Source organism: Armatimonadota bacterium (genome assembly GCA_016869025.1).
In the GTDB taxonomy this organism is placed as follows: Bacteria; Sysuimicrobiota; Sysuimicrobiia; order Sysuimicrobiales; family Humicultoraceae; genus VGFA01.
The window spans coordinates 40662-54697 of sequence record VGFA01000018.1 but is presented as its reverse complement, the minus strand read 5'-3'; the positions used below and the strand labels follow the sequence as shown (position 1 = coordinate 54697).

Annotated in this window: 12 protein-coding genes and 1 tRNA gene; all 13 read right to left on the bottom strand. The window is 67.5% G+C overall.

Annotation, left to right across the window (positions count from 1 at the left end; all coding sequences use genetic code 11):
- Window positions 1-170: 170 nt before the first annotated feature.
- Window positions 171-968, bottom strand: coding sequence for a CPBP family intramembrane metalloprotease (locus tag FJX73_09775; GenBank protein ID MBM3471063.1), 798 nt, complete (start codon window positions 966-968; stop codon window positions 171-173).
- 34 nt (window positions 969-1002) lie between these two features.
- Window positions 1003-2256 (bottom strand): lactonase family protein, encoded by a 1254-nt coding sequence (locus FJX73_09770; GenBank protein ID MBM3471062.1) that lies wholly within the window; start codon window positions 2254-2256, stop codon window positions 1003-1005.
- 1 nt (window position 2257) lies between these two features.
- The gene (locus tag FJX73_09765) at window positions 2258-3175 is read right to left on the bottom strand and encodes a TIGR01777 family protein (GenBank protein ID MBM3471061.1); all 918 of its coding nucleotides are present in this window, start codon (window positions 3173-3175) and stop codon (window positions 2258-2260) included.
- A 21-nt stretch (window positions 3176-3196) separates the two neighbouring features.
- Window positions 3197-3275, bottom strand: a tRNA-Asp gene (locus tag FJX73_09760).
- A 96-nt stretch (window positions 3276-3371) separates the two neighbouring features.
- Window positions 3372-4238, bottom strand: a complete 867-nt coding sequence (locus tag FJX73_09755) for a hypothetical protein (protein MBM3471060.1) — start codon at window positions 4236-4238, stop codon at window positions 3372-3374.
- 84 nt (window positions 4239-4322) lie between these two features.
- Window positions 4323-5393 (bottom strand): 3-isopropylmalate dehydrogenase, encoded by a 1071-nt coding sequence (leuB, locus tag FJX73_09750; GenBank protein MBM3471059.1) that lies wholly within the window; start codon window positions 5391-5393, stop codon window positions 4323-4325.
- Window positions 5394-5426: 33 nt separating this feature from the next.
- Window positions 5427-7004 carry a citramalate synthase gene (locus FJX73_09745; GenBank protein MBM3471058.1) on the bottom strand — a complete coding sequence of 526 codons (1578 nt, stop codon included), beginning with the start codon at window positions 7002-7004 and terminating at the stop codon, window positions 5427-5429.
- A complete protein-coding gene (locus FJX73_09740; GenBank protein ID MBM3471057.1) occupies window positions 7001-7510 on the bottom strand; it encodes a 3-isopropylmalate dehydratase small subunit in 510 nt (169 codons plus the stop codon). The genes FJX73_09745 and FJX73_09740 overlap by 4 nt, the downstream gene beginning before the upstream one ends.
- Window positions 7507-8772: a 3-isopropylmalate dehydratase large subunit gene (locus FJX73_09735; protein MBM3471056.1), complete on the bottom strand. Its 1266-nt coding sequence runs from the start codon at window positions 8770-8772 to the stop codon at window positions 7507-7509. Before FJX73_09735 ends, FJX73_09740 begins: the two co-directional genes overlap by 4 nt.
- On the bottom strand, window positions 8763-10304 hold the full coding sequence (locus FJX73_09730) for a 2-isopropylmalate synthase (GenBank protein MBM3471055.1): 1542 nt from the start codon (window positions 10302-10304) through the stop codon (window positions 8763-8765). Before FJX73_09730 ends, FJX73_09735 begins: the two co-directional genes overlap by 10 nt.
- Complete coding sequence (gene ilvC / locus FJX73_09725) at window positions 10304-11305, bottom strand: ketol-acid reductoisomerase (protein ID MBM3471054.1); 1002 nt, start codon at window positions 11303-11305, stop codon at window positions 10304-10306. The genes FJX73_09730 and ilvC overlap by 1 nt, the downstream gene beginning before the upstream one ends.
- Window positions 11306-11359: 54 nt before the next feature.
- On the bottom strand, window positions 11360-11857 hold the full coding sequence (gene ilvN, locus FJX73_09720) for an acetolactate synthase small subunit (GenBank protein ID MBM3471053.1): 498 nt from the start codon (window positions 11855-11857) through the stop codon (window positions 11360-11362).
- A complete protein-coding gene (ilvB, locus tag FJX73_09715; protein ID MBM3471052.1) occupies window positions 11850-13595 on the bottom strand; it encodes a biosynthetic-type acetolactate synthase large subunit in 1746 nt (581 codons plus the stop codon). The genes ilvN and ilvB overlap by 8 nt, the downstream gene beginning before the upstream one ends.
- Window positions 13596-14036: the final 441 nt, after the last annotated feature.

Below are 14036 nucleotides of genomic sequence, written 5' to 3'. Positions count from 1 at the left end.
CAGGCCGTGGCCGCTTCCCACGGCGGCCTGGATCAACCGACCGCAGATCCAAACGACCACGAAGGAGGTGTGGCGACCGGGAGCCTAATTCACAAAGGAACTTGTCTCAGAGGTGTTGACACGTTCCGGACCGTACTTCCTGCCGGTGCCGTCCCGTGCGCCGAGGCGTCCTACACAGATCTCAAGGCATACCAGGCAAAGATGGGTATGTCCGCTGCCATGTGCATGAACAGAGCCCAGAAGGAGCCGCGTGTCTCCAGCATGCTCTTTCCAAACAAGTAGGCCACGAAGCTAGTCACGAGGAAGCCAAGCGGCCCGCTTGGGTCACCGTATAGATAGTGCGACAGCCCAAAGAAGACCACGGTCAGCCAGAGCGCCTGGTCTCGTCCGATCACCATCCCGAACTTGCCCAGCAGCGGTCGCGCCCCCATCGCAATGAAGATGAGAGTGCCCCCTCCTATCACAGCCGAGAAGATCCAGCCGAATGCCTTCCATGTCCCGCCCGGGCGGATGCCCAGCCACCGGACGGGTTCAAGCGGAGCGTTGAGCTGCCCGACCGTGAGGAAGAACGCGCCCCGTCGCCGCAGGATGGCCCAGAGCACGGCGAGGACCACCGCCATCCCTGCCATCTCGCCGACCTGGATGCCAAGGTGTCCGAGTGGGAATGATGGCCGCTCTTCTCCGAGCAGATACTGCCAGCGTGCCGGCCTGCCCACCCATTTCGCGAAGTAGAAGACCAGGAAGATGAGGCCGTACGGCCACAGAGGGCGGAAGAGCCTCGCGGACAGGCTGAGCACCAGGAACGCAGCAAGCAGCCCCACCTTGGACCACAGCAGCCAGGCGGGTTCGCCGCCCGAGAGGCCCAGCAGCATGTTCGGCAGATCTGATACGGCCAGCATGAGGACCCAGGCTGTCAGGATCAGCAGGGACCTTCCGTGCGGGGTAGGCGTGGGGCTGTCTGGGTTCATCGGCTTGTCCTCCGAGGTGTCAGGATGGTATCGCCTAGCCGTCTGGCCAGGATCGGCGATGATCGCGTGGGCGCAGCACTCTGAACACCGAGACGGCGCGGGCCCAGTTGCCAGCAACGTAGACGTATCTCCCGACACCGTCCGGGCTCACCGCCACACAAGAGGCCCCCTGGAGGCCGTCAACGCCAGCGACACCGTCCTGCTGCGCCTCCATGAAGGTCAGCCTGCCCGTGACCCCATCCCTGGTGAACACTGCCAGCGCGTGCTCGCCCCAGCCTGCTGCATAGAGATACCTCCCGTTAGGGCTTACCGCCACGGACTTGACCCCCTGGAGGCCGTCTACACTGCCGATGTCGTCCTGCTGCGCCTCCACGAAGGCGAGCCTGCCGGTGCGGCTGTCGCGGCTGAACACCGCCACCGCGCTATCACTGGCGCCCGCAACATAGATGTGCCTCCCATCCGGGCTCAGCGATACGGAGGACGGTCCTCTCATCCCGTTCGCTCCTCCGACACCGTCCCGCCTTGCCTCTACAAAGATGAGTCTTCCCGTGGCTCGGTCTCGCCTGAAAGCCGCCACCGCGGATTCAAGATACCCCGCAGCGTAGACGTGCTCTCCATCCGGGCTCACCGTCACGTGGAAGGCGCCATGGAGACCGTCCACGCCGCCGACGCCATCCCTGTACACCCCGACGAAAGCAAGCCTGCCCGTGGCAGCGTCCCGGCGGAACGCGGCAACCGCGTCGTCCCTGTATCCTGCGGCGTAGACATGCTTTCCGTCTGGGCTCGCCGCCACCCAGTTGACAACCTGGAGTCCGTCCACGCCGGCTATGCCATCCCGCTGCGCCTCTACGAAGGCCAGACTTCCGGTAGCCCGGTCACGGCTGAACACCGCCACCGCGTGGTCCCAGTGTCCTGCCACATAGACGTGCCGTCCGTCGGGGCTCACCGCTATGGAGCAGGCGCCCGCGATTCCATCCAGATTGCCGGATCCATCCTTGTGCGCCTCAACAAACGCCAGCCTGCCCGTGACCTGGTCACGACCGAACACAACCACCGCGTCGTCCCTGTAGCCCGCCGCATAGACGTGCCTGCCGTCCGGGCTAACTGTCAGCGACCAGACCCCTCGTAGGCCTTCCACGCCGCCGGTGCCGCTTCTCTTGACCTCTACGAAGGCAAGATGTGATGGCGCGGTCTCCCCCCGAGCGCATCCGACCAGGAGGAGCGCCACAATCGCAAGGAAGATCGGCGCGGGAATGGCTCTCTGGTCTATGATTGCCTGTCCCTGCATGTCAAGAACTTGCTCCCGGCGGTCCGGAGAGAAGATCGCACAGTGCCGGTTCCAGTCCGGGCCACCGGAACCGGAATCCGTGCGCCTGGAGCTTGGCGGGAACTGCCCTCTGGCTGGCCAGCATCATCTCATCGGCCACCTGGCCAAACGACAAGCGCAGCGCAAACGCCGGCACACGCAGGGCGGCCGGGCGTCCCAGCGCAGCTCCCAGGGCACGGGCAAACTCCCGGTTCGTGACCGGCGAGGGTGATACGACGTTCACGGGCCCTTCCAGCGACGCGATCCGCATCGCTGCCGAGAGAGCGGCCGCTGCATCGTCAACGTGAATCCAGCTCCACCACTGCCGCCCGCCTCCCAGCGGCCCGCCGAGCCATGCGCGGAACAGGGGGCGCATGGCTCTCAGCAAGCCGCCATCGCGCGAGAGAACGATGCCGAATCGGGCGCACACGACACGCGTACCTGCGCGTGTCGCGCGCCGCGCCTCGGCTTCCCAGGCCTGGGCGATGTCGGCCAGGAAGCCGTGGCCCGGTGAGGACGATTCGTCCAGCACCTCATCGTCCCGGTCCCCGTAGTATCCGGTCGCAGAGGCCGAGACCAAGACAGGAGGGGCGACCGAAGCATTGCGGATGGCGTCAACCAGCAGGCGCGTGGATCGGACGCGGCTGTCGAGGATCTCTCTTCGCACCGCAGCTGTCCAGCGAAGGGATGCGATGCTGCGTCCGGCAAGGTTCACCACGGCGTCAGCGCCGTCGAAGGCGCGGGGATCGAGCGTGCCGGCCTCCGGATCCCAGGTCACCTCGCCGGGTCCTGCCTGGGGGCGCCGCACGAGCCGGCAGACCGCCGCACCCTGCTCGAGCAGGGTGCGGACCAACGCCCGACCAATTGGACCCGACGCCCCGGCAACCACTACACGTGGCATCTGCTAGAGGGGGAAGTGAGGTGGCGGGAGCGACGGGATTTGAACCCGCGGTCTCCTGCGTGACAGGCAGGTGTGTTGAACCAGGCTACACCACGCCCCCGCGAGGGAATTGCACTCCCGCCGAGAACCATTCTATGCCCGACCCCAGTGAGTGTCAACGCGCGTCGTGACCCGCATGCGCCTCCGCGCGCGGTGCCTAGCGATCGATCCGCAGCAGGAGCGTCAGCGTGCGTCCACTGTAGGCCGGGCCTTCGATGTGAATCTCGATCTGGTCGGCCTGCAGGAGCGCAATCAGCCCATCGGGCTGAATCGAGATGGAATCCGCGCCACCTGAGAACTGGATACGCGAGGGCTCTCCTCGATTCACGCGCCTGAGGAAGAGGTACTGCCCCACGCGGGCCCGGATCGCGCGCGGACCGTCGGCACGCGGCCCGCGTGCGGGATCCACCGTGTACGAGACGATCAGGGTCCCAGCGGGCACAGGCGGAAGGTACTGGCTGCCGAGGTCCTCGGCCTGCCAACCATCAGGTTCCCACCTGTACAGCCGGTCTGTGTCGCCGGCTGACTCCAGCAGCCCTTCGGGAACGAATCTGACTCCCCCAGAGAACAGACCCTCCTTCTCCAGGGTGACGCCCAGCCGTCCTGAACGCTGCTGCACTACGATGTAGCCGAGGAATCCTCCTGAACCGGACTGAGTGGCGAGCACCGCGGCCAGCGGCGCCTCTTCGGCCGGGCGCCCTATCTGGATGGGAAGCCAACGATCACCGGCGACGTTGCGCCGCAGCATCTGCGTGTAGCGCCCGCCCTTGTCCGTGGCAAACACCATCGCCGCAGGTGGCTTGCGGTCAGCGGTCGGAAACGTTATGGTCGCGATGATCTCGTCGCGCCCGTCGCCGGTTAGGTCGGCGTGCACGACCTCTTTGGCTCTTGCGCCCTCAGGCAGCCACGCCGGGCCCTGCGTTGCCTGCGGCCGGTCGGTCCCCGAGGGCCGCGGCGTCTGGCAGCCGGCGAGCACGCCGCTGAGGACAAGAAACATGGAAACCGTTCCCAGCCGGTTCCGCACGGTAGCCTCCCGGGGTGCCGGATGCCGAACCGTTCGCGAGGGGTGTTCCCGCAACCTGCCGGCGCAAGACGACGAGGAGCACCCTCAGCTCAGCAGGGCGATCACTCGATCGCCAAAGCCGGCCGTGGAAAGAGCAGGGCCGCCGCCGGCCAAGTCGGCCGTCCTGGCTCCGCCGGCCAGAGCGCGTTCCACGGCCGTCTCGACAAGGGCAGCCTCCTCGGCCAGGCCCAGCGCGTATCGGAGCAACAGCGCCGCGCTCAGGATGGCGCCGGAGGGGTTGGCAAGCCCGCGCCCCGCGATGTCCGGAGCGGTGCCGTGCACCGGCTCGTAGAGCGATGGTCCTTCGGCGCCCAGGCTGGCCGAGGGCAGGAGGCCGAGCGATCCCACCAGCCCCGCACCCAGGTCGCTCAGGATGTCGCCGAACATGCTCTCCGTCACGAGCACGTCGAACGCCGCTGGCCCGCGCACCATTTGCATGGCGGCGCTGTCCACCAGCATGTGGTCCAGCGTCACGTCCGGGTAGTCCAGGGCAACCTCGCACACCACCTCGCGCCAGAGCTGTGAGGAGTGCAGCACGTTGGCCTTGTCCACCGAGGTGACATGGCCGCGACGCAACCGGGCGGCCTCGAACGCGACCCGGGCGACGCGGCGGACTTCCTCCTCGGAGTAGACGAGCGAATCCACCGCTGCTCTCCGGCCGTCCGTGATGGTCCGGCCGCGGGGCTCGCCGAAGTAGAGCCCGCCGGTGAGTTCCCTAACGATCAGGAAGTCGGTTCCCTCCAACTTCTCGGGACGGAGTGGCGACGCGGCGGCAACGCCGCAGAATGCGCGCACCGGGCGCAGGTTGGCGTACAGGCGCAGCTCCCGGCGCAGGGCAAGCAAGCCGGCTTCGGGCCGCCTGTCAGGCGGCAGGCCGTCCCATTCAGGGCCGCCCACCGCGCCCAGCAGGACCGCGTCCGCGCGGCGGCACGCCTCAAGTGTGGCTGTCGGGAGCGGCGAGTGCCCGGCGGCCAGCGCGGCGGCGCCGAACGGCGCCTCCTCAAACGCGAAGGCGTGGCCTCGCGCCTGCGCGGCCGCGCGCAGGACCTTGACGGCCTCGGCGGTGACCTCCGGGCCGATGCCATCGCCAGAGAGCACGACGATCCGCGCCTGCACGACCGCGTCTGCCATTGGGGCGCCCGGGCCGGGCTACGGCCCGGCCATCTGGGGCGCGGCGATCAGCAGGGCGTACTCCAGGCTGTCGGCCAGCGCGCGGGCGCTCGCCAGCACGACGTTCTCGGACACGCCCACCGTCCCCCAGTGTCGGTGCCCGTCGGTCGAGGTGATCAGCACACGCACGCGCGCCGCGGCGGCCGCGTCGGCGTCCAGAACCCGAACCTTGTAGTCCACCAGCCGCACGCGCGCGAGCTCGGGGTGGAAGCGCTCCAGCGCGTCCCGCAGCGCCCGATCCAGCGCGTGCACAGGCCCGTTGCCCTCGGCGGAGGAGCCGGCCTCCTGGCCGTGCACCGAGACGCGGACGATTGCCCGCGAAGTACACTCGGTGGCGTCGTGATCCACAGCGATGTGGAATGCCTTGATCTCGAACCCTGGCTCGTGGCCCATCGCCGCGCGGCGTAGCAGCAGTTCAAACGAGGCCTCGGCGCCCTCGAACTGGTATCCTTCTTGTTCGAGCCGCTTGAGATCGTCCAACGCCGCCTGCACCTCTGGTCGGGATCGATCGAGGCGAAGGCCGATCTCGCCGGCCTTGTGGAGCAACGTGGCGCGTCCGGAGAGGTCGCTGACCACCACGCGCCGCCCGTTGCCGACCAGGTCGGGCGCAACGTGCTCGTACATCACCGGGTCAATCATCACCGCGCTGGCGTGCACGCCGCCCTTGTGCGCAAACGCGTTCGCTCCAACGTAGGGCTGGTAGTCGTCAGGCGCCATGTTCGCCAGTTCGGCAACCAGCCGGCTCGTCTCGGTGAAGCGTGCCAGCGCCTCCGGAGCCAGTGCACGCAGGCCCATCTTGAGGCGCAGGCCCGGAACCACGGAACACAGGTTGGCGTTACCGCTGCGCTCGCCGTAGCCGTTGATCGTGCCCTGCACGTGGACGCAGCCGGCGCCTACAGCGGCCAGGGTATTGGCCACCGCCAGGCCTGCGTCGTTGTGCGCGTGGATTCCGACGGGGCCGCCGATCTCGCGCAGCACGAGCCGCACGCCCTCCTGGATCTCCTCCGGCAGGCTGCCGCCGTTGGTGTCGCACAGGACCAGGCAGTGGGCGCCTGCCTCCCGCGCCGCGCAGAGAGTGGCCAGGGCGTAGTCGCGGTTGGCCTTGAGGCCGTCGAAGAAGTGCTCGGCGTCATAGATCACCTCGCGGCCGGCGGCGCGCATGTAGGCCACAGACTCGCCGATCATTGCCAGGTTCTCTTCGAGCGATGTGCGCAGCCCGGAGCGGACGTGCAGATCCCAGGATTTCCCGAATATGGCCAACGTGGGGGTCCCTGCTTCGATCAAGGCCTGCAAACTTGGGTCGTCCTGCGCGCGCGTCGAGGCGCGGCGCGTGCTGCCGAACGCTGCAACCCTGGCGTGCTGCCACGGCAGAGCGCGGGCCCGTTCAAAGAAGGCCATGTCCTTGGGGTTGCTACCGGGCCAACCGCCCTCCACGTAGTCGAACCCGAGGTCATCCAATCGGCGTGCAATGCGAAGCTTGTCCTCAACCGAAAACGCCACGCCCGCGGCCTGGGAACCGTCGCGCAGCGTCGTATCGTAGACGGTGACGCGGTTCACGCTCCCACCTTTCGGCCCGACACCTGCCGGCGCACGTACTCGATGATGCCGCCGGCGGCTATCAACTGCCGCATGAACTCCGGCAGGGGCGCCGCGGCATGCAGCGTGCCACGCGTCTCGTTGATGATCCGCCCGGTCTCGTTGTCCACGCTGAGACGGTCCCCGGTCTCGGTCGCGGCGTGCAGGTCCGGGCACTCCAGCAGCGGCAGGCCGATGTTGAAGGCATTGCGGTAGAAGATGCGCGCGTACGACCGGGCAACGACGCAGGCTATCCCTGCCGCCTTGATCGCGATCGGCGCGTGCTCGCGCGAAGAGCCCTGGCCGAAGTTCTCCCCGGCGACCAGGATGTCGCCGGGCCGGATCTTCGCCGCCAGGGCGGGATCTAGGTCCTCGAAGCAGTGCCGGGCCAGAACCTCGGGGTCGGTGGTCACAAGATGGCGCGCCGGGATTATTGCGTCGGTGTCCACGTGGTCGCCGACCTTCCATACCGTACCGCTCAGGATCATGAAAGCACCTCGTCCGGATGCGCCAGCCTGCCCAGCACCGCGGTGGCGGCGGCCACCGCCGGGCCTGAGAGATAGACCCTGCTGTCCCGGTGTCCCATGCGGCCGACGAAGTTGCGGGACGATGTGCTTACGCACACCTCGCCCGAGGCCAGAACGCCCATGTGGCCGCCGAGGCACGGGCCGCAGGTAGGCGCGCCGACCACGGCACCGGCATCCAGGAAGATCCGCGTCAGCCCCTCCTCCATCGCCTGGCGGTAGATAGCCGGCGTCGCCGGGACTACCAGCAGCCGGGTCCGGGGATGCACCGCGCGCCCTTCCAGGATCCGAGCCGCCACACGAAGATCCTCGATCCGACCGTTGGTGCAGGTGCCGATGAAACACTGATCCACCGGCACACCGGCGGCAAAGCCAACCGGCACCACAATTCCGGGCGACGACGGGACGGCGACCACTGGCTCCATCTGGCCGGTGTCGTACTCGCGCACCGCAGCGTACTCGGCGTCGGAATCGGCGAAGACGGGCGCAAACGGCCGCTGCGCGCGTGGTGTAACGTAATCGAGGACGGCCGCGTCCGGCTCCATGATGCCGTTCTTCGCTCCTGCCTCTATGGCCATGTTGGTGATGCTGAACCGCTCGCCCAGGGTCAGGTGCCCGAGGGCCTCGCCGGCGAACTCCATGGCGCAGTAGCGCGCGCCGTCCACGCCGATGTCGCCAATGATGTGCAGCACCAGGTCCTTGCCGGTCACCCAAAGAGCGGGCCGCCCACGGAACACGAACCGCAGCGTCTCCGGAACGCGGAACCAGAGACGGCCGGTGGCCATGACCGCGGCCAGGTCCGAAGAGCCCACACCGGTCGAGAAAGCACCCAGCGCGCCGTGCGTACAAGTGTGCGAGTCGGCTCCGACGAAGACCTCGCCCGGAAGTACTAGCCCCATCTCGGCCAGCATCACGTGTCCGACGCCCGCGCGGCCGACCTCGTAGTAGTGGGCGATGTCGTACTTGTGCGCGAACTCGCGCATGATCTTGCACTGCTCGGCCGAAGCGATGTCCTTGCTGGGCGCGTAGTGATCGGGGACGAGCGCCACCCGCTCCCTATCGAAGACCGCGGGCAGGCCGATGCGCTCGAACTCGCGGAACGCCAGCGGCCCGGTGATGTCGTTGGCGAAGCAGAAGTCCACGCGGGCATCTATCAGGTCTCCGGGACGGACGCGCTCCTCCCCAGCGTGGGCTGCGAGGATCTTCTCGGTAAGGGTCATGCCCATGCCGGATCACCTGCCCTCGCCGCGTCGCGGACCGCCAACAGCCGATTCACGGCATCCAGGTACGCACGCACGCTACCCTCCAGCACGTCGGTGCTGCTTGCCCGGCCCACGACCATCGTCTCGCCTTCCCGAACCCGAGCGGTCACCTCTCCCAACGCGTCCGTACCCCCGGTCACGGCCCGGATACCGTAGCCCACAAGCTGCGCCTGCAACCCGGTCATGGCTGCCACCGCGGCGCACAGTGCGTCTACCGGACCGTCGCCCGAGGCCGACGCGGTCGTGGGGCCGCCGTCGCCGTTGAGCGTTACGGTGGCGGCCGGTGGTACGCCGGTTCCCGTGATCACATGGAACGATTGCAGGGTGTAACGCGCCGGCACGGAGCGGACCTCCTCGTCAACCAAGGCAAGGATGTCCTCGATTGCCACCTGCTTCTTCTTGTCGGCCAACTCCTTGAAACGCGCGAACGTGCGATCCAATGTGGGCTCGTCGAGTCGCACTCCCTGATCCTCCAGCGCCTTGCGGAAGGCATGGCGGCCCGAGTGCTTGCCCATCACAAGCCGGTTCTTCGGCAGTCCGACATCCTCGGGCCGCATGATCTCGTATGTCGTCCGGTTGACCAGCACTCCGTGCTGGTGGATGCCTGCCTCGTGGGCAAAGGCGTTCTCTCCCACGACGGCTTTGTTGGGCTGCACCGCCACGCCAGTAACCGCGGTCAGGAGACGGCTCGTGCGGTACAGCCGGGTGGTGTCAACCCTGGTGTGGGCGCCGTAGGCGTCGCGCCGGGTGCGCAGCGCCATGACGACCTCCTCCAGGGCGGCGTTGCCCGCGCGCTCGCCGATTCCGTTGATCGTGCACTCAACCTGCCGGGCGCCCGCGGCCACCGCTGCCAGAGAGTTGGCGACCGCCAGACCCAGGTCGTCGTGACAGTGAACGCTCCAGGTGACGCGATCGCTGTCTGTCACGTGCTCCCGCAGCGTCTGGATCAGCGCGGCGTACTCGTGCGGGGTCGTGTACCCGACGGTATCGGGAACGTTGATCACGGTGGCGCCGGCCCGGATGACGGCGTCGAAAACACGGCAGAGGAACTCGACCTCGGAGCGGCTGGCATCCTCGGCCGAGAACTCAACGTCGTCGGTGAATCGTCGCGCCAGCCGCACCGCGCCGGTCGCGGCCTCGACGACCTCGTCGGGCGTCAACCGCAGCTTGTGCGCCATGTGAATGGCTGAAGTGGCAACAAAGACATGGACCCGCGGCCTGGAGGCCTGACGCAGCGCCTCGACCGCCGCTTCCACGTCCCGAGTATTGGCGCGTGCCAGGGCGGCGACGGTGCTGCCGCGCACCTCCCTGGCCACGGCCCGGACGGCGTCCATCTCGCCGGGCGACGATATTGGGAATCCCGCCTCGATGACGTCCACGCGCAGTGCCTCCAACTGCCGGGCCAGCTCCAGCTTCTCGGCCGACGTCATGGAGAAGCCCGGCGACTGCTCGCCGTCACGCAGCGTGGTGTCGAAGATGCGAACGACGTCGTCCATCAGGAACCTCCCGGTGCGAGCCAGGACATCATCGCCCGCAGCCGTCTCCCCACGTCCTCAATCGGGTGCTCCCTCCCCTGACGGGCCAGGGCAGTGAACAGCGGCCTGCCTGCCTGGTTCTCCAGAATCCACTCCCGGGCAAACGCGCCGGACTGGACCTCTTTGAGGATCTCCCGCATCTCGGCGCGCACCGCCTCAGAGATCACGCGGGGGCCGCGCGTGTAATCGCCAAACTCGGCCGTGTTGCTGACCGAGTGGCGCATCCGCCCCATCCCGCCCTCGTACATGAGGTCCACTATGAGCTTGAGCTCGTGCAGGCACTCGAAGTAGGCGATCTCGGGCTGGTACCCAGCGTCGACCAGGATCTCGTAGCCGGCCGCGACCAACGAGGTCACCCCTCCGCAGAGTACGGCCTGCTCGCCGAACAGATCGGTTTCTGTCTCCTCCTTGAAGGTGGTCTCCACCACACCGGCCCGCAGGCTGCCGATCCCGGCGGCGTAGGCCAGCGCCAGCGCCTTGGCGCCGCCGGTGGCATCCTGGTGGATCGCCAGCAGCGCCGGCACGCCGCGCCCCTCGGTGAAGACGCGCCGCAACAGGTGCCCCGGGCTCTTGGGAGCGATCATGAAGACGTCCACATCGGCCGGTGGGACGATCTGCCCGAAGTGGATGTTGAACCCGTGAGAGAAGGCCAGTGCCTTTCCCCTCTGAAGGACAGGTGCAATCGCTTCCCGGTAGGCGGCGGACTGCAGCTCATCTGGAATCAGCACCTGCACCACGTCGCCCTCCTCCGCCGCCTCGGCGGTGGATCTCACGGCGAAGCCGTCAGAGCCGGCCCTGTCCCAGGAGGGGCTTCCCGGGCGCAACCCCACGATCACCCCGACCCCGGAGTCGCGCAGGTTCTGGGCCTGCGCATGGCCCTGGCTGCCGTAACCCAAGACCGCGACCGTCTTGCCCTCAAGCGGCCGGAGGCCGCCGTCGCGTTCGGTGTAAACTGTGGCCATCGCTCTTCTCCTTCCCGGTGCCTTGGGCCGCATCAGGGGCGCGGTCCGAGTGCCTCAGGTATTCTGTGGCCCCCTCACGAGCGTGACCTGCCCGGTGCGGGCCATCTCACGAATGCCATGCCTGGCCAGGAGCGTAAGGATCGCATCTACCTTCTCGGTACGGCCGGTGACCTCGATGGTCATGGTCCGGTCCGTCAGGTCAACGATGTTGGCCCGGAACACGCTGGCGATCTCCATGATCTCCATACGGGTGCCCGAGGTGACGTTGACCTTTATCAGCGCCAGCTCGCGGTCTACCGAGGGCGTACCGTCAATGGCGGTCGCCCGCAGCACCTCGACCAGCTTGCGCAGTTGCTTGGCAAACAACTCCGTGCGTTCGGGGGCCGTGTCAACCACGATCGTCATGCGTGAGGTTGAAGGATCCTCGGTCGGCCCGACCGATAGGCTGTGGATGTTGACCCCGCGCCTTCGGATAAGGCCTGCGACGCGCACCAGCACGCCGGGCGCGTTCCGGACCAGTACGGAGATCGTCGCGGAGTGAGGCTCACTCATCGAGGATCATCTCCGCGACCGACTGCCCGGAAGGTATCATCGGAAGGACGTTCTCGGCCGGGTCACAGATCACATCCACCACGCACGGGACGCCCTCCGTCTCCAGGGCTGCGCGCAGTGCCCCCTCAACCTGCTCGGGACGCTCGACCCGGATCCCACGCGCGCCGAAGGCCTCTGCCACACGGGCGAAATCCGGGTTGCGCAACAAGGACGCCGAGAAGCGCCCCCCGTAGAACATGGACTGCCACTGCCTCACCATTCCCAACGCCCCGTTGTTGAGCACGACGATCGCCAGGCTCACCCCGTGCTCGACCGCGGTAGCCAGATCCTGCAAGGTCATCTGGAAGCCGCCGTCGCCCACAACGGCCACCACCGTCTCGTCGGGACAGGCGAACTTCGCGCCCATCGCCGCCGGGAAACCGAAGCCCATCACGCCCAGGCCGCCCGAGGTAATGAAGTGCCTCGGCGCGCGCGGGCGGTACCACTGGGCCATCCACATCTGGTGCTGGCCGACGTCGGTAACCGCAACCGCGCGGCCGCCCGTGACCTTGTTGAGCATGTCGCACACGTACTGGGCGCTGATCCGGTGGTCGTTCTGGTGGTACCGAAACGGGTGGCGTACGCGCCATTCTGTGATCAGCCGCCACCAGGACTCGATCTGCGGAGCCCGGGCCTGTGCCGCCATCACCGCCAGCACGCGCTTCGCATCTCCCACGATGGGAATGTGGGCCGGCTTGTTCTTGCCGATCTCCGCCGGGTCAATGTCCACGTGGATGATCCGAGCGCGGGGCGCGAAGTCCTCGAGCCTGCCGGTCACCCTGTCGTCGAGCCGTGCGCCCACTACCAGAAGCACATCCGCGCCGTTGACCGCCCAGTTCGCGTAGGCGCTACCGTGCATGCCCAGCATCCCCAGGCACCGCGGGTGAAGTTCATCAAGCGCGCCCTTGCCCATCAATGTCAGCACCACAGGGATCCCCGTGCCGTCCACCAGCGCCGCCAGCTCAGGGCTGGCGTTGGAGCCGATGACACCGCCGCCGGCGCAGATGACCGGTCGCTCGGCCTCTGCCAGCGCCTTCACCGCTGCCGCGATCTGGTTGGCGGCACCTTCCAAGATGGGCCTGTATCCGGGAATGGTCACCTCATCGGTGAACTCCGGCACGCACATCTCCTGCGACACGTCCCGGGGGATGTCCACGAGCACAGGGCCCGGACGCCCGGTCCTCGCCAGATAGAATGCCTGATGAACGGCCTGGGGGATCTCGGAGGCGCTCATCACGAGCATGTTGAACTTGGTGATCGGCATCGTGATGCCGGTCACGTCCGCCTCCTGAAAGGCATCGTTGCCGATGACTTCCCGTGGCACCTGCCCTGTGATCGCCACAATGGGCACCGAGTCCATGATGGCGTCGGCGATGCCGGTTACCAGGTTCGTGGCTCCCGGCCCAGAGGTTGCGGTGCAGACACCCACGCGACCCGAAGCCCTGGCGTAGCCGACCGCGGCGTGAACGGCGACCTGCTCGTGGCGGACCAGGATGTGCCGCAGGGGGTCCGCATCGTAGAGCGCATCGTAGATCGGAAGCGAGGCGCCGCCCGGCACGCCGAAAATGATCCGTACGCCCTCGCGGCGGAGGGACTCAACCAGTGCCTGCGCCCCGTTTACCTGCCCGGCGCGCGGTGCCGCTCGGGGTTTCAGCGGTGCCGCCCGTGGCTTCAATGGAACCGTTGCCTGCCGCGCCATGCCGTCCCCTCCCTAGTCCTGCCGACCCGCCGTTCCATCTCTCTCGTCTGCGCCGAAAACGCAACGCGGGAGACATCTAAGGGCGGATGCTCCCGCGGTACCACCTTAGTTCCCCACCGGCACTTCACCGGGGGGCCCTCGATCCCGTATCGTGGGCGGACGGCGGATCCTACTCTGGTTCAGATCCGCGGCTCAGGGACGAGATTCGGCAGGTACGAAGACCGGCTCACACCAGGTCCGGCTCGCTCTTCTCCGCGGGGCCGCCTACTGCTTCCCCTCATCGCGTTGTACAGATACAACAAAGCCCGAGCGATAGGCACCGGTGAGGAACCTATCCCTCAGGCTTCTATCCTGAAGGTGTAACGGCGCTGTGCCGTCTGCGCCGCTTGGACCAGACCGGACCGGGTAGGACCGCGGAACCCTAGGCGCACTCCCTCGCGA

Excerpts from the sequence above, each read along its gene's own strand:
- ilvN (MBM3471053.1), bottom strand. The coding sequence starts at position 11,857 with ATGAGTGAGCCTCACTCCGCGACGATCTCCGTACTGGTCCGGAACGCG.
- FJX73_09765 (MBM3471061.1), bottom strand. The coding sequence starts at position 3,175 with ATGCCACGTGTAGTGGTTGCCGGGGCGTCGGGTCCAATTGGTCGGGCG.
- FJX73_09775 (MBM3471063.1), bottom strand. The coding sequence starts at position 968 with ATGAACCCAGACAGCCCCACGCCTACCCCGCACGGAAGGTCCCTGCTG.
- FJX73_09735 (MBM3471056.1), bottom strand. The coding sequence starts at position 8,772 with ATGGGCATGACCCTTACCGAGAAGATCCTCGCAGCCCACGCTGGGGAG.
- ilvB (MBM3471052.1), bottom strand. The coding sequence starts at position 13,595 with ATGGCGCGGCAGGCAACGGTTCCATTGAAGCCACGGGCGGCACCGCTG.
- FJX73_09730 (MBM3471055.1), bottom strand. The coding sequence starts at position 10,304 with ATGGACGACGTCGTTCGCATCTTCGACACCACGCTGCGTGACGGCGAG.
- FJX73_09740 (MBM3471057.1), bottom strand. The coding sequence starts at position 7,510 with ATGATCCTGAGCGGTACGGTATGGAAGGTCGGCGACCACGTGGACACC.
- ilvC (MBM3471054.1), bottom strand. The coding sequence starts at position 11,305 with ATGGCCACAGTTTACACCGAACGCGACGGCGGCCTCCGGCCGCTTGAG.
- FJX73_09770 (MBM3471062.1), bottom strand. The coding sequence starts at position 2,256 with ATGCAGGGACAGGCAATCATAGACCAGAGAGCCATTCCCGCGCCGATC.